Raw genomic sequence first — 12,159 nt, forward strand, 5'->3', positions numbered from 1 at the left:
CCTCGATCCTCGCCCGAGGCACGCCATGGAGAGGGAGCCGCTCATGTCGTCCAGCCCCGTCGGCCCGGCTGCGTCCGCAGCCGCCCCCGGCAGCGCCGTCGCCGGCGAAGCTGCCGCGCCCGTCCTCGTAGAACCCGAGAAGGAGACCGTCTCCGGCGTCGTACGGGAGGTCGCCGTGCCGCGGTTCGCGCCGCCGGTCACGAGCGGTTCCCTCGGCGACATCCCCTTCGTCAACGCCCGGGAGGCGCCCTCCGAGGCGGTGCTCAGCCGCAAGCGTCCGGACGGAACCTGGCGCGACGTGACCGCGGAGGACTTCGCGCGCGAGGTGCTGAACGCCGCCAAGGGGCTCATCGCCCTCGGGCTCGAAGCCGGCGACCGCATCGGCATCATGGCCCGGACGACGTACGAGTGGACGCTGCTCGACTTCGCGGGATGGGCGGCGGGACTGGTGACCGTCCCCATCTACCCGACATCCTCCGCCTCGCAGGCCCGCTACATCCTCCAGCACTCGGGCGCACGGGCCTGCGCCGTGGAGAACGTCGAACAGGGCCGGATGCTCTCCGCGGAACGCGGCGCCATGCCCCGGCTCGAACACCTCTGGCAACTCGACGCCGGCGCACTCTCGCAGCTCGCGGACGAAGGCAGAGCGGTCGAGGACGACGCCGTCGCCGAACGCCGCGCCCTGATCGGCCCGGAGCACGCAGCCACCCTCATCTACACCTCCGGCACGACGGGCCAGCCGAAGGGCTGCGTGCTGACCCACGGCAACTTCTTCGCCGAGGTGGACAACGACATCGAACTGCTCCACCCCGTCTTCAAGTCCGTCAGCAAGGACCCCGCCGCCACGCTGCTCTTCCTGCCGCTCTCGCACGTCTTCGGACGGATGGTGGCCGTCGCCTGCATGCGGGCCCGGGTGCGGCTCGGGCACGCGCCGAGCATCCAGACCGACGAGCTGCTCGCCGACCTCGCGGGCTTCCGGCCGACGTTCCTGCTGGGCATCCCGTACGTGCTGGAGAAGGTCTACAACACGGGCCGCGCCACGGCCGAGAAGATGGGCCGCGCCTCCTCCTTCGACCGGGCCGCACGCATCGCCCGCCGCTACGGCGAGGCCGTCGAGGCGCAGGAGCACGGACGCGGTGACGGTCCCGGCAAGGGACTGAAGGCGGCACGCGGCCTGTACGACCTGCTGGTCTACCGGCGCATACGGGCCGCGCTCGGCGGCAGGTGCCGCTACGTCATCAGCGGAGGCTCACCGCTCGGTTCGCGGCTCGCCGCGTTCTACGAGGGGGCCGGGATCTCCGTCTTCGAGGGGTACGGCCTGACCGAGACCACCGGCGCCTCCACCTGCACTCCGCCGCTCAAGCCCCGGCTGGGCACGGTCGGCTGGCCCGTCCCGGGCACGGCCGTGCGCATCGCGGACGACGGCGAGGTGCTGCTGCGGGGACCGCACGTCTTCAGCGGCTACTGGGACCAGCAGCGCCAGACCGCCGTGCCGGGCACGGGCGACGACGGATGGCTCGCCACGGGGGACCTCGGCGCCCTCGACCAGGACGGCTACCTGACGATCACCGGACGCAAGAAGGACCTCATCATCACCTCCGGCGGCAAGAACATCGCCCCGGCACCGCTGGAGGACTGGCTGCGCGCCCACCCGCTGGTCAGCCAGTGCCTCGTCGTCGGCGACGAGCGTCCGTACATCACCGCGCTGCTCACGCTGGAGCCCGACGGGCTCGCCCACTGGCAGCAGATGCACAAGAAGACCGGACTGACGCCCGAACAGCTCGTCGAGGACGAGGAGTTGCGGCAGAACCTCCAGCAGGCCGTCGACGAGGCCAACAGGATGGTCTCGCGTGCCGAGTCCATCCGGCGGTTCGCCGTGCTCCCGCACGACTTCACCGAGGAGGGCGGGCACCTCACGCCCTCGCTGAAGCTGAAGCGGGCAGCGATCGTACGGGACTTCGAGAGGGAGATCGCGGCGCTGTACGAGGACGTCCGCACCCAGGAGCGCGAGGGCCGGGCCGGGCCGCCGTGACGGCCTCTGCTCCGCCGGATGGTGACCCGGGCGGTCGAGTGCCGCTCCCTCGCGCGGAGTTCGCCTTTCCCGGGCCGCTGCGTGACCGGCTGGTCGCCGCGGTCCTGGACGGCACGAGGACGGCGACGGCGAGCCTGCTGCGCGCCGGGCTCGGTGACGAGACCTTCACCGTCGACGACACGACGCCCGTCGTCCTGGAACGCTTCCGGCTGGTGGAAGGGCTGCGGCCCCGCTGACGGACGCCGGGGCGCACGTCAGCGGGGCCGGGGGACGGGGCGGGCGGTCTCGTGTCTCGCTGGTCAGCTGCCGCAGTTGCCCTCTGTGGCCTCACCCTTGAAGCGGTCGGAGAGCCAGTTCATCGCCGGGATCGACGCGAGGATGGCCGTGCCCGCGTGCGGTGCGAGCGGGTAGCTCTTCCACTGCACGGTGTTGCCCTTCGCGCACCAGTCCGCGCGGAGCTGCTGCCCGACCTCGTGCGGGATGATCTCGTCGCCCTCGCCGTGGTAGACGTACACCGGGTGACCAGGCGCCTTGGTGCCGAGCTTGTCCTCGGCGAGGCGCTGCTGCCAGTCCGGCTCCTGGTTGGGGTCGCTCACGGTGACGTCCTCGATGGACTTGTTCGCGCCCGCCTCGGAGGACTCGGCGAGGCAGCCGTCCTTCATGATCCCGGCGATCCGCTTGCCCTCGTCGTTGAGGTAGCCGTCCAGGCCGAGTTCGGGGTAGGCGGCGTCGTGACCGATGGCGGACATCAGCACGAGTCCGGCTTCCGCGTCGCCGTCGTTGTACTCCGCGACCTTCGGCAGGTCGGCCGGCACGCCGCCGCTGGCGGTGCCCTTGACCTGCAGCTCGGGCGCGTAAGAGCTGCTCAGCTCCGCCGCCCAGCCGCTGGCCTGGCCGCCCTGCGAGTAGCCCATGATGCCGACGGGCGACTCGGCCGTGACGCCCTTCTCCTGCGCCTCGGGCAGACGCTGGGCGGCACGGGCGACGTCCAGGACGGCCGTACCGGCGGCGCGGCCGACGGTGTAGGTGTGGGTGCCCGGAGTGCCGAGGCCCTCGTAGTCGGTGACGGCCACGGCCCAGCCGCGCAGCAGAGCGCCTTCGATCAGCGCGGCCTCGTTGGCCGTCCCCTTGGCGAACTGGGTGGACGGCGCGCACTGGTCGCCGATGCCGACGGTGCCGAGGGCGTACGTGACGAGCGGACGCGGGCCGTCGGACTCGCCCAGCGGGACGAGGACGGTTCCGGAGACGGTGTTCGCCTGGCCCTTCGCGTCCGTCGAGGAGTACTGGATCTTCCAGGCGTGCGTGGGGGTGGGCACCCCGAGCACCTTGAACTCGGTGGGTTCCGAGCTGATGACGTCGCCGGGAGCGGCGGCGGAGGCCGCGGTCTTGGCGGATGTGGCGGGCGCTGCGGACGTCGGACCTGCGGGTGCGGCTGCGGCTGCGGGCGCGGCGGCGAGGCCCGACGCACACAAGGCGGTCACCGCCAGCGCGGTGACCGCCTTGCCTCGGATGCTGCCTCTGCCGCTCGCACCGGCCTTTCCGGTGCCTCTGCTGCGGGTGGGGAACTGCATGGGGGGTCTCCCAACGATCAGAAATGCTGGGCTCGTTGGGAGGGAAACTACTGACCCGTAAGTATCCCGGGAAGAGGTCTCGCACGAGCCTTGTCAGAGTTGGCGCAATCCGCGTCCTTCCCGGCAGGTCCGCTCGTCGCCGGTCGTCCCGGAGGCGGCGTCGTCCGGTGGCCTTCCCCGGCGTCACCCGCGTCGCGAGCAAGGCGGGATTTGTGAGACAGGGCCTAGAAGGGCCTGTCACCCGCGACGGCCACGCGTTCGGCGACCCGGCGGTGCGGCGCGTAGTCGTCCACCGCGTAGTGCTGGGTGGAGCGGTTGTCCCAGAACGCGACGTCGCCGGCCTGCCAGCGGAACCGCACCTGGTACTCCGGAACGTGGGCCTGCCGGACGAGGTAGCTCAGCAGACGGTCGCTCTCCGCGCGGTCCATCCCCTCGATGTGCGTGGTGAAGGAGGTGTTGACGAAGAGCATCCGCCGGCCCGTCTCCGGGTGCGTACGCACCACCGGGTGCTTCACGGGAGGGAACTGCTCCTGCATCGGGATCAGCTTCTCCGGCCCGTAGAAGCGGGCGAAGCCGGGGATGAAGTCGTGCACGGCCCAGGCCCCGTCGATGCGGGCCTTCACCGTCCGGGGCAGGTTGTCGTACGCGGCGGCCATGTCCGCCCACATGGTGTCCCCGCCGAAGGGGGGCACCTCGTGCAGCTGCAACACGGCACCCAGCGCCGGGCGTTCGCGGAAGGTGACATCCGCATGCCATACGTTCTCGAAGGTCGGCGTGGAGCTGCCGCCCTTGTCGAACCGTACGACCTCTTCCGAGGAGCCGCGGGCCAGCAGCGGGTTGGTCTCCAGCTCGCCCCAGTGCGCGGCGAAGTCGCGCTGCTGCTGCGAGGTGAGGGACTGGCCGCGGAAGAAGAGCACCTTCCATTCCAGCAGTGCCCTGTTCAGCTCCTCGCGGAGAGCGGGGCCGAGGGGACGGGAGAGGTCGACGCCGCGGATCTCCGCGCCGATGAGGGGCCCTTGGGGGACGAGTTCGAAGAGCTCGTAGGGACGCTCCCCGGTTCCTTCGGGGAGGCGGCGCAGGGTGCGGCGGCCTTCGTACATGCCGTCCGCGGGGACGCGTGCCTCGCGGAGGACGGAAGGGCCGGAGACAGGGGTGTCCGGGGTGACGGCGGTCATGGATGATCCTTCGGAGTCTGCGAACGGTCGGGGGAACCGGGGGCGTTCGAACGCGAGGCGCTCGACGCGCCGCGCTACAGACCGGAGCGCTCACACCCGCGCCGCCACGGGACGCCGAGGCGGCCCAGGGGGCAGGAGGTGTGAGGGATCATGACGGCATTCTCGGCGTGGGCACCGGCCGGCGTCAACGCCGGTCCGGTATGTGAACCGTGCAGGGGGCGGGGGTGGTCACACCTCGGGCACCGGCACGATCGAGCGGCCCGCCCACTCCGGTGCCGCCTCCACCAGCGACGCGAGACGCTCACGCACCGTCTCCGCGAAGGGCGCGGCGCGGCCGGCCTGCTGGTCGACGTGGATCATCAGGAGCTCCGTCGTGGCGACAGGCGCCGCCTCACCACCGCCGGGACCGCCCTCGTACATCTCGTGCACGAGCCGGGCCTTCTTCGCGTCGACACCCAACACCCTTGTGCGGACGGTGAGTTCGGCACCCTCCGGCAACTCGCGGAGATAGCGCACATGCGCCTCGGCCGTGTAGAGGGAGCAGCCGCTGCGCTTGCGGTACGGCTCGTCCATCCCGGTCTCGATCATCATGGCGTCGGTTGCGTGCCCGAAGACGAGGACGTAGAACGCCTCGCTCATGTGACCGTTGTAGTCGACCCACTCCGGCAGCACGACCGCCCGGTGGTCGGGGACCCGCTCCGTGCTCATCGCTGCTCTCCCTCGGCCGGTTCTGCTCCCCCTGTGTCCGTCCCCGCTCCGGGGGAGTCTGCCGGGGCGTCCTGCCGCTGTGAACCGCCCTGCGGCAGACGCCCCGTCGCGCGCAGTACGTCGATCACGCCCTGGTCCCGTTCCGCGACGAGCTGCGCGACGGAGCGTCCGGCGGCGGCAGCGTCGCAGCCCTCGACCATCGCGTCGCGCAGGGACGCGTCCAGCTCGGGCGCCTCCAGCCGCGTCCACGGCGACTTCAGCGACGGGCCGAAGTGGTCCAGCATGTGGGCCATGCCGCCCTCCCCGCCCGCGAGGGCGAAGGTGAGGCAGGGGCCCATGAACGCCCAGCGCAGGCCGGGGCCTTCGGTGATCGAGTCGTCGATCTCCTGCACGGTCGCCTCGCCGTTGGCGACCATGTGCAGGGCCTCGCGCCACAGGGCCTCCTGGAGGCGGTTGGCGATGAAGCCGGGCAGCTCGCGCTCCATGGTGATGACGGACTTGCCGGCGGCCTCGTAGAAGCGCGAGGCCCAGTCGACCGCGCCGGGCTCCGTCAGCTTCCCGCCCACGACCTCGACGAGCGGAATCAGATAGGGCGGGTTGAAGGGATGTCCGACGAGGAGACGGCCCGGATCGGCCGCCTCGCCCTGCATGTCCGTCATCGGGTAGCCCGACGTCGAGGAGGCGACGACGACGCCCGCGGGTGTGGCGGCGTCGATGCGGGCGAGCAGGGAGCGCTTGAGGTCCAGCTTCTCCGGGGCGCTCTCCTGCACGAACTCGGCGTCGGCGACGGCCTCTTCGAGGGTGGGCAGGACGGTCAGCCGCTCGGGCGAGGCCGACGCGTGCAGGCCGAGCTGCCGCAGCGCGGGCCAGGCCGCGTCGACGAGGCGGCGCAGCCGCTGCTCCGCGTCGGGCGCGGGGTCCCAGGCGGTGACGTCGTAGCCCCGGGCCAGGAAGTGCGCCGCCCAGCCGCCGCCGATCACCCCGGCGCCGACGCAGGCGACGCGGCGTACGGCGTCGGGCGGGCAGGGGGCGGGGTACGGCGGCCGGGCCTGGCGGGGAGCGGATTCGGGTGCGGGTTCCGGTGTGGCGGTCATGCCGGCGGCGTCCTCAGGGTCGGTGGTGCGGATGTCGGCTGCTGCGGCCGGACGAAGGGCCTGCTCAGGCGCGGGCCCTCAGTCCGAGCCGCTCGCGTGCCTGGTCGGGCGTGGCGACCTTCGCGCCGAGCAACTCGGTGATCTGGACGGCACGTTCGACGAGCTGGGCGTTGGTGGCCTTGACCCCCTTGCTGAGGTACAGGTTGTCCTCCAGGCCGACCCGTACGTTGCCGCCGAGCAGGATCGACTGCGCCACCCACGGCATCTGCATCCGTCCGAGCGCGAAGCTGGCCCACTGCGCCCCGGCGGGCAGGAAGTCGACCATGGACTTCAGCACGCCCGGCTCGGCCGGCGCACCCCACGGGATGCCCATGCACAGCTGGAAGACGGTGGGGTCGTCGAGCAGCCCCTCCTCCAGCAGCTGCTTGGCGAACCAGAGCTGACCCGTGTCGAAGATCTCCAACTCGGGGCGTACGCCGAGCTCCTGGATGCGCTTGGCGCCCGCGCGCAGCATGTCGGGCGTGGAGATGTAGAGGTTGCTGCCCTCGCCGAAGTTGAGCGAGCCGCAGTCGAGCGTGCAGATGTCCGGCAGCAGCTCCTCCACGTGCGGGAGCCGTTCGATGCCGCCCACGAGGTCCGTCCCGGGCAGGTGCTTCAGGGGTTCGCCGGGGTCGATGACGAGGTCGCCGCCCATCCCGGCGGTGAGGTTGACGACCACGTCCGTGCCCGTCTCCTTGATCCGCTCCACGACCTCGCGGTACAGGCGGGGATCGCGCGAGGGCACTCCCGTGTCGGGTTCGCGTACGTGGACGTGCACGACGGCGGCTCCCGCCTCGGCCGCCTCGACCGCGGAACTGGCGATCTGCTCGGGTGTGACGGGGACGTGCGGGCTGCGGCCGACGGTGTCGCCGGCGCCCGTGAGGGCGCAGGTGATGATGACGGAGTCGTTCATGGGCATGGCGGTTCCTCCGCTCGTAGGGGCTCGCCGGTTGCGTCGGTGTGCTCGGGACTCGGGACTCGGTGATCGGTGCTCGGGAGGGTCGGGACGGTCGGGCTGCGGTGGGTGCGAAGGGCTGGACGGGACTGGACGGGGTTCGTGTGCCGGACCGGTGCGGTGTGGCCTATTCGCTTGTCAATTCGCCGGTCATTCGCCGGTCATTCGCCGGTCACGGCGAGCCGGGCCTCGACGTGCGCGAGCAGCGCGGTGCGCATCTCCTCGGCGTCCATGCCGTGTGTGCCGCTCGCGCTGCGGTCCTCCTCACCACCGGGCTCCGACGCGGCCAGGACCTGCGCGGCGAGTCCGTCGATCAGCGCGGTCAGGTGCACAGCGCTGAACTCGGGGTCGACGTCCCGGAAGACGCCCTGCGCGATCCCCCGCCGGATGACGTCCGCGACGGTCGTACGCCACTGCCGGTAGTACTCGACGTGCAGCCGGCCGATGGCTGTCGAGCGCGCCGCCTCCGCCCACAGGTCGAGCCAGACCAGCCACTGCCGACGCTGCTGCGCGGTCCGGGGCGTCTGCAGTTCGATCAGCTGGCGCAGCTCGCCGGCGGCGTCGGCCGCCTCCGCGGTGCGGGCCGCGCGCCGTGCGGTGTCCTCGTCCATGCACCAGCGCACGGCAGCTTCGAGGAGTTCGGCACGTCCTGGGAAGTGGTAGTGGATCGCGGCGGTGCTCGTGGCACAGGCCTCGGCGATGTCCGCCACGCGTACGGAGTGGAAGCCGTGCTCGGCGATGAGCCGCACCGTCTCCCTCACGATCTGCAGCGGACGCCCGCCCTCGGGCTTCCCGCCGGAGCGGGCGGCGCCGCGGGCGACCGGGACGCCCGCTCCCGTCCCGCCCGTTCCGCCCGTCCCGGACGGTGCGGGAGCGGAGCCCAGCAACCAGGCGGCGTCGACTCCGCCCTCGTCCGCGATCCGGGCCAGCTCGGCGACGGTGAAGCGGCGGCTGCCGCCCAGCGAACGGGACAGCTTCGAAGGGTCCATGACGATCCGGCGCGCGAACTCCCGCTGGCTGCAACCGGCTTCGCCGATCACCTGCCGCACGCGCACCGCCACGCCGCCCGTGCTCCCGGCGACTGCGACACGGTTTCCGGACTCCTGCTCCATGGCAGGGGACGCTACGGGCGTGTTGAGGAAAACGCAACAGCTCGGGCCGTCAGATCTGCTGGAAAGTGCGATGTTGCGATGCTGACTGGCGCATCAGTCAGTGTCGTCGCGTCCTGCTCTGCGCACATCCGCGTGGCCTGATCGCCCGTCACTTCCGCCCGGATCGCGTACAACCCCCGCCGGACTTCGCCTGTCTCTTCTGTTGGATCAGCGGCGCCGTCCGCCGGTCCGGGTCGACCGACCATCGACCACCGACAACGACATGACTGGGGGAACAGTGATGCGTTCGAAGAGCGTCGCCATGGCAGCCGCCGTCGCGGCCATCGCCGGTACGGGCCTCGTCGCCACAGCCGGCACCGCCTCGGCGGCCACTGCCGAAGGCGCCGCAGCCAGGGCCGCGTACAACGGAGCCTGCGGCTCGGGCTACAGCGTCGTGAACCAGGCGGGGATCGCCGACCTCGGCACCGTCTTCCTGACCTACAGCAGGTCGACCGGGAAGAACTGCGTCGTCACCGTGCGGAACAAGACGGGGGACCCGGTCCACATGTCGGCGTCCGTGCGGGTGCTCCTCGACGACGAGGAGACCACTCCCGTCGTCGAGGAGGGCGAGTTCACTTCCTACGCCGGCCCGGTCTTCGTCGACGACGGTGCCGGCCACTGCATCGAGTGGGCCGGGGTCATCGGCGACGAGGAGTACTTCAACGCCGGCTCCAACTGCGGGACGCGCAAGTAGCACGACCGCGGTCGCACGGCCCGGCGGACGTGCGACCGCAGAGCGGCCGGGGGCGGTTGACCAGAGGGAACGTCAGTCGTCCTCGGCCGCGGCGCCGGCGGCACCGTTCGCCTGCTGCTGCCAGGTGTTCAGCGCGGTGGTGAACACCTGGTTCTGGTCGTCCCAGAGCCGGTCGCGGGCCTCGAAGTAGATGGTGTACTCCGTGCCGTCGGCAGCGATGTACGCCTGGTCAGTGGCATGCATCACCTCGCCCGAAGCCGTGGTCCACCTGAACTCCCAGATGGCGCCGGGGCGGCCCTGGAAGGTGTTGGCCTCGAGGCGGATCCGCTCGTAACTCGGGTCGTTGCTGCTCAGCTGCTGCTCGGTCTGCTGGAAGGTGGTGACGGAGGGGTTCGGGGCGTTGGCCGACTCTCCGATGCGGAGGACCTCGAGACCCGTCGGCGGCACGTAGTCCACGTGCGTCTCGCTGAGCGACCTGCGCTGCCACCCGTCCATCACCGCGAGGCTGAAGCCCATCTCGTCGTTCACGCGCCGGAAGCCGGCGGGAAGACCGTCGGACGGCTTCTCGGGCGGCTTGGCCTTCGTGGGGGAGGGCTTCGCGGACTTCGACGGTGAGGAGGACGCCGACAGCGGCTTGTTGGCCTTCTTCTTCTTGGCGGACTTCGACGGCGACGGATCGATGGAGATCACCGGGCCCGGCACCTTGTGCTGGGATATCCGGTCCTCGGTCGGGCCCTCGTCCCCGCCGCCGTGCTTGAGCATGAGCCCGGTCGTCGCTCCGGCGCCGACGAGCAGGAGCACGGCACCCGTCGTGATCCACATCCAGGGACGGCTGGGCCGCAGACTCAGCCAGAGAGCGGGGACGGAGTTGTGATCCGGCGCGGCGGCCGCGTCCGAGATTCGGTAAAGATCACGGCCGCACCCCGTGCAGGCATCAGCCGTCGCGGGCGATCTGGTGCCACAGTGCGGGCATGTGGTCGGCATGCGCAGACTCCTGCAGGTTCGGGCGGTCCCCACGATCCGCTACCGCTGTTGGACCCACAGACACTACTTCTCGGAGCGGCTCCGCGACCCCGGGGAACGCACGACTTAGCAGCACCTGACAAAAGCAGTGGTCACCACCCGCCGCATATACCAAGCGATTTGGAACGAATCGCAACAGCGCCCCGGTCCGGTCGCGGAAGCCTCACGGTGCAGCCGGTGGCGGCCCTGCCGCTGCGCACGGCCGTGCCCGCCCCTCCCGGACGGCACAGGCAGGAGCCCCCGCCGGCCGTGCCGGCGAGGGCTCCTTGGGTGGTGCGACTCAGGTCACTGAGGCGTGACGTTCTCCGCCTGAGGCCCCTTCGGACCCTGGGTCACGTCGAAGCTCACGAGCTGGTTCTCCTCGAGGGAGCGGAAACCAGTCGCGTTGATCGCGGAGTAGTGGACGAAGACATCGGGACCGCCGCCGTCCTGGGCGATGAAGCCAAAGCCCTTTTCAGCGTTGAACCACTTCACGGTTCCGGTAGCCATAAGCCCTCCTTGGGCCTATAAGGGTCGCCCTGCTCCCAGAACCCCGCTAAGAAGTCTCTGAAAACGACGAGAGCCCGCGGTCACATGCTCCGCAGGCTCTGTACTGCAAGGGAAACCAAACTGCAACTTGCGGCGAGCCTAGCACGGTGCCCACGTGCCGGGGAAGAGCTGACGATCTCGCTCGTGCGCTGCCCCGTTCCCTCCGACGGGCCCGCCGTGTACCCGTGCCGCCCACTGCCCCACGGGTGCGTCATCGCCCGCGGAGGGGGCGGCGTACGCTCCGGGGTGTGACTGCACTACCGAGGCTTCCGAGATCCCGGCCCCGTGTCGGGCACATCCAGTTCCTCAACTGTCTGCCGCTCTACTGGGGCCTTGTTCACACCGGCTCCCTGCTCGATCTGGAGCTGACACGGGACACCCCCGAAAAGCTGAGTGACCAGTTGGTGAACGGGGATCTCGATATCGGCCCCGTCACCTTGGTCGAATTCCTCAAGAATGCCGGCGAGCTCGTGGCGCTGCCGGATATCGCGGTCGGCTGCGACGGCCCGGTGATGTCGTGCGAGATCGTCTCCCGCGTTCCCCTGGACCGGCTGGACGGTGCCCGGGTCGCGCTCGGCTCCACGTCGCGGACGTCCGTCCGCCTCGCCCGGCTGCTGCTCTCGGAACGCTTCGGTGTGCAGCCCGAGTACTTCACCTGCGAACCGGACCTCGGACGCATGATGCGGGAGGCCGACGCGGCCGTCGTGATCGGCGACGCGGGCCTGCGCGCGTACCTGCGGAATCTGCCCGACCCCGGCCTGGAGGTCCACGATCTCGGTCAGCTGTGGAAGGAGTGGACCGGCCTGCCGTTCGTCATGGCGGTCTGGGCCGTCCGCCGCGACTACCTGGCGCGCTTCCCGGAGACCGTGCGGGAGGTGCACAGCGCCTTCCTCTCCTCCCGGGACCTGGCGCTGGAGGAGGTCGCGAAGGTCGCGGAGCACGCCGCGCGCTGGGAGGTCTTCGAACCGCCCGTGCTGGAGCGGTACTTCACGACGCTGGACTTCCGTCTGGGGAAGCAGCAGCTGAAGGGCGTCGCGGAGTTCGTACGGCGCACAGCCGGCACCGGTGACTACCCCGCAGACGTACGGGTCGAGCTGCTGCACGACCCCGCCTGAGCCGCACCGGCGCCGGCGCCGGCACGCCATGTCCCCGCCCCGCCCGGTGCGCCCGCCCGTACGGCGTCGGCCCC

Annotated in this window: 12 protein-coding genes; 4 read left to right on the forward strand and 8 right to left on the reverse strand. The window is 71.0% G+C overall.

The window, feature by feature from the left end; all coding sequences use genetic code 11:
* Window positions 1–43 precede the first annotated feature (43 nt).
* Window positions 44–2,032: an AMP-dependent synthetase/ligase gene (locus ACFPA8_RS21110; protein WP_386450843.1), complete on the forward strand. Its 1,989-nt coding sequence runs from the start codon at window positions 44–46 to the stop codon at window positions 2,030–2,032.
* A 38-nt stretch (window positions 2,033–2,070) separates the two neighbouring features.
* Entirely contained in the window at window positions 2,071–2,268 is a 198-nt protein-coding gene (locus ACFPA8_RS21115; protein ID WP_386450845.1) for an ASCH domain-containing protein, read from the forward strand.
* Window positions 2,269–2,331: 63 nt separating this feature from the next.
* Here the strand turns inward: ACFPA8_RS21115 and ACFPA8_RS21120 are convergent, their stop codons facing one another.
* The 6 genes from ACFPA8_RS21120 to ACFPA8_RS21145 form a co-directional block, all read right to left on the reverse strand.
* Entirely contained in the window at window positions 2,332–3,603 is a 1,272-nt protein-coding gene (locus tag ACFPA8_RS21120; RefSeq protein ID WP_386450847.1) for a lipase family protein, read from the reverse strand.
* A gap of 224 nt (window positions 3,604–3,827) precedes the next feature.
* A complete protein-coding gene (locus tag ACFPA8_RS21125) occupies window positions 3,828–4,778 on the reverse strand; it encodes a TauD/TfdA dioxygenase family protein (protein ID WP_386450849.1) in 951 nt (316 codons plus the stop codon).
* A 228-nt stretch (window positions 4,779–5,006) separates the two neighbouring features.
* Window positions 5,007–5,486 (reverse strand): thioesterase family protein, encoded by a 480-nt coding sequence (locus ACFPA8_RS21130; protein WP_386450851.1) that lies wholly within the window; start codon window positions 5,484–5,486, stop codon window positions 5,007–5,009.
* Complete coding sequence (locus ACFPA8_RS21135) at window positions 5,483–6,580, reverse strand: 3-hydroxyacyl-CoA dehydrogenase NAD-binding domain-containing protein (protein WP_386450853.1); 1,098 nt, start codon at window positions 6,578–6,580, stop codon at window positions 5,483–5,485. The genes ACFPA8_RS21130 and ACFPA8_RS21135 overlap by 4 nt, the downstream gene beginning before the upstream one ends.
* A 64-nt stretch (window positions 6,581–6,644) precedes the next feature.
* Complete coding sequence (locus tag ACFPA8_RS21140) at window positions 6,645–7,532, reverse strand: beta-keto acid cleavage family enzyme (RefSeq protein WP_386450929.1); 888 nt, start codon at window positions 7,530–7,532, stop codon at window positions 6,645–6,647.
* A gap of 203 nt (window positions 7,533–7,735) precedes the next feature.
* On the reverse strand, window positions 7,736–8,686 hold the full coding sequence (locus ACFPA8_RS21145; RefSeq protein ID WP_386450855.1) for a TetR/AcrR family transcriptional regulator: 951 nt from the start codon (window positions 8,684–8,686) through the stop codon (window positions 7,736–7,738).
* 280 nt (window positions 8,687–8,966) lie between these two features.
* On the opposite strand from ACFPA8_RS21145, the gene ACFPA8_RS21150 reads away from it, so the two are divergent.
* A complete protein-coding gene (locus ACFPA8_RS21150; protein WP_386450857.1) occupies window positions 8,967–9,419 on the forward strand; it encodes a spore-associated protein A in 453 nt (150 codons plus the stop codon).
* Window positions 9,420–9,491: 72 nt separating this feature from the next.
* Here ACFPA8_RS21150 and ACFPA8_RS21155 read toward each other — a convergent pair whose 3' ends face one another.
* Window positions 9,492–10,241: a hypothetical protein gene (locus ACFPA8_RS21155; RefSeq protein ID WP_386450859.1), complete on the reverse strand. Its 750-nt coding sequence runs from the start codon at window positions 10,239–10,241 to the stop codon at window positions 9,492–9,494.
* A gap of 486 nt (window positions 10,242–10,727) precedes the next feature.
* A complete protein-coding gene (locus tag ACFPA8_RS21160) occupies window positions 10,728–10,931 on the reverse strand; it encodes a cold-shock protein (protein WP_028432886.1) in 204 nt (67 codons plus the stop codon).
* Between the two features lie 287 nt (window positions 10,932–11,218).
* On the opposite strand from ACFPA8_RS21160, the gene ACFPA8_RS21165 reads away from it, so the two are divergent.
* Window positions 11,219–12,085, forward strand: coding sequence for a menaquinone biosynthetic enzyme MqnA/MqnD family protein (locus tag ACFPA8_RS21165; protein ID WP_386450861.1), 867 nt, complete (start codon window positions 11,219–11,221; stop codon window positions 12,083–12,085).
* The last annotated feature ends 74 nt before the right edge of the window (window positions 12,086–12,159 follow it).

The organism is Streptomyces ovatisporus, from assembly GCF_042653885.1.
Taxonomy (GTDB): Bacteria; Actinomycetota; Actinomycetes; order Streptomycetales; family Streptomycetaceae; genus Streptomyces; species Streptomyces ovatisporus.

Excerpts from the sequence above, each read along its gene's own strand:
- ACFPA8_RS21140 (WP_386450929.1), bottom strand. The coding sequence starts at position 7,532 with ATGAACGACTCCGTCATCATCACCTGCGCCCTCACGGGCGCCGGCGAC.
- ACFPA8_RS21135 (WP_386450853.1), bottom strand. The coding sequence starts at position 6,580 with ATGACCGCCACACCGGAACCCGCACCCGAATCCGCTCCCCGCCAGGCC.
- ACFPA8_RS21120 (WP_386450847.1), bottom strand. The coding sequence starts at position 3,603 with ATGCAGTTCCCCACCCGCAGCAGAGGCACCGGAAAGGCCGGTGCGAGC.
- ACFPA8_RS21125 (WP_386450849.1), bottom strand. The coding sequence starts at position 4,778 with ATGACCGCCGTCACCCCGGACACCCCTGTCTCCGGCCCTTCCGTCCTC.
- ACFPA8_RS21155 (WP_386450859.1), bottom strand. The coding sequence starts at position 10,241 with ATGTGGATCACGACGGGTGCCGTGCTCCTGCTCGTCGGCGCCGGAGCG.
- ACFPA8_RS21160 (WP_028432886.1), bottom strand. The coding sequence starts at position 10,931 with ATGGCTACCGGAACCGTGAAGTGGTTCAACGCTGAAAAGGGCTTTGGC.
- ACFPA8_RS21150 (WP_386450857.1), top strand. The coding sequence starts at position 8,967 with ATGCGTTCGAAGAGCGTCGCCATGGCAGCCGCCGTCGCGGCCATCGCC.
- ACFPA8_RS21145 (WP_386450855.1), bottom strand. The coding sequence starts at position 8,686 with ATGGAGCAGGAGTCCGGAAACCGTGTCGCAGTCGCCGGGAGCACGGGC.
- ACFPA8_RS21110 (WP_386450843.1), top strand. The coding sequence starts at position 44 with ATGTCGTCCAGCCCCGTCGGCCCGGCTGCGTCCGCAGCCGCCCCCGGC.
- ACFPA8_RS21130 (WP_386450851.1), bottom strand. The coding sequence starts at position 5,486 with ATGAGCACGGAGCGGGTCCCCGACCACCGGGCGGTCGTGCTGCCGGAG.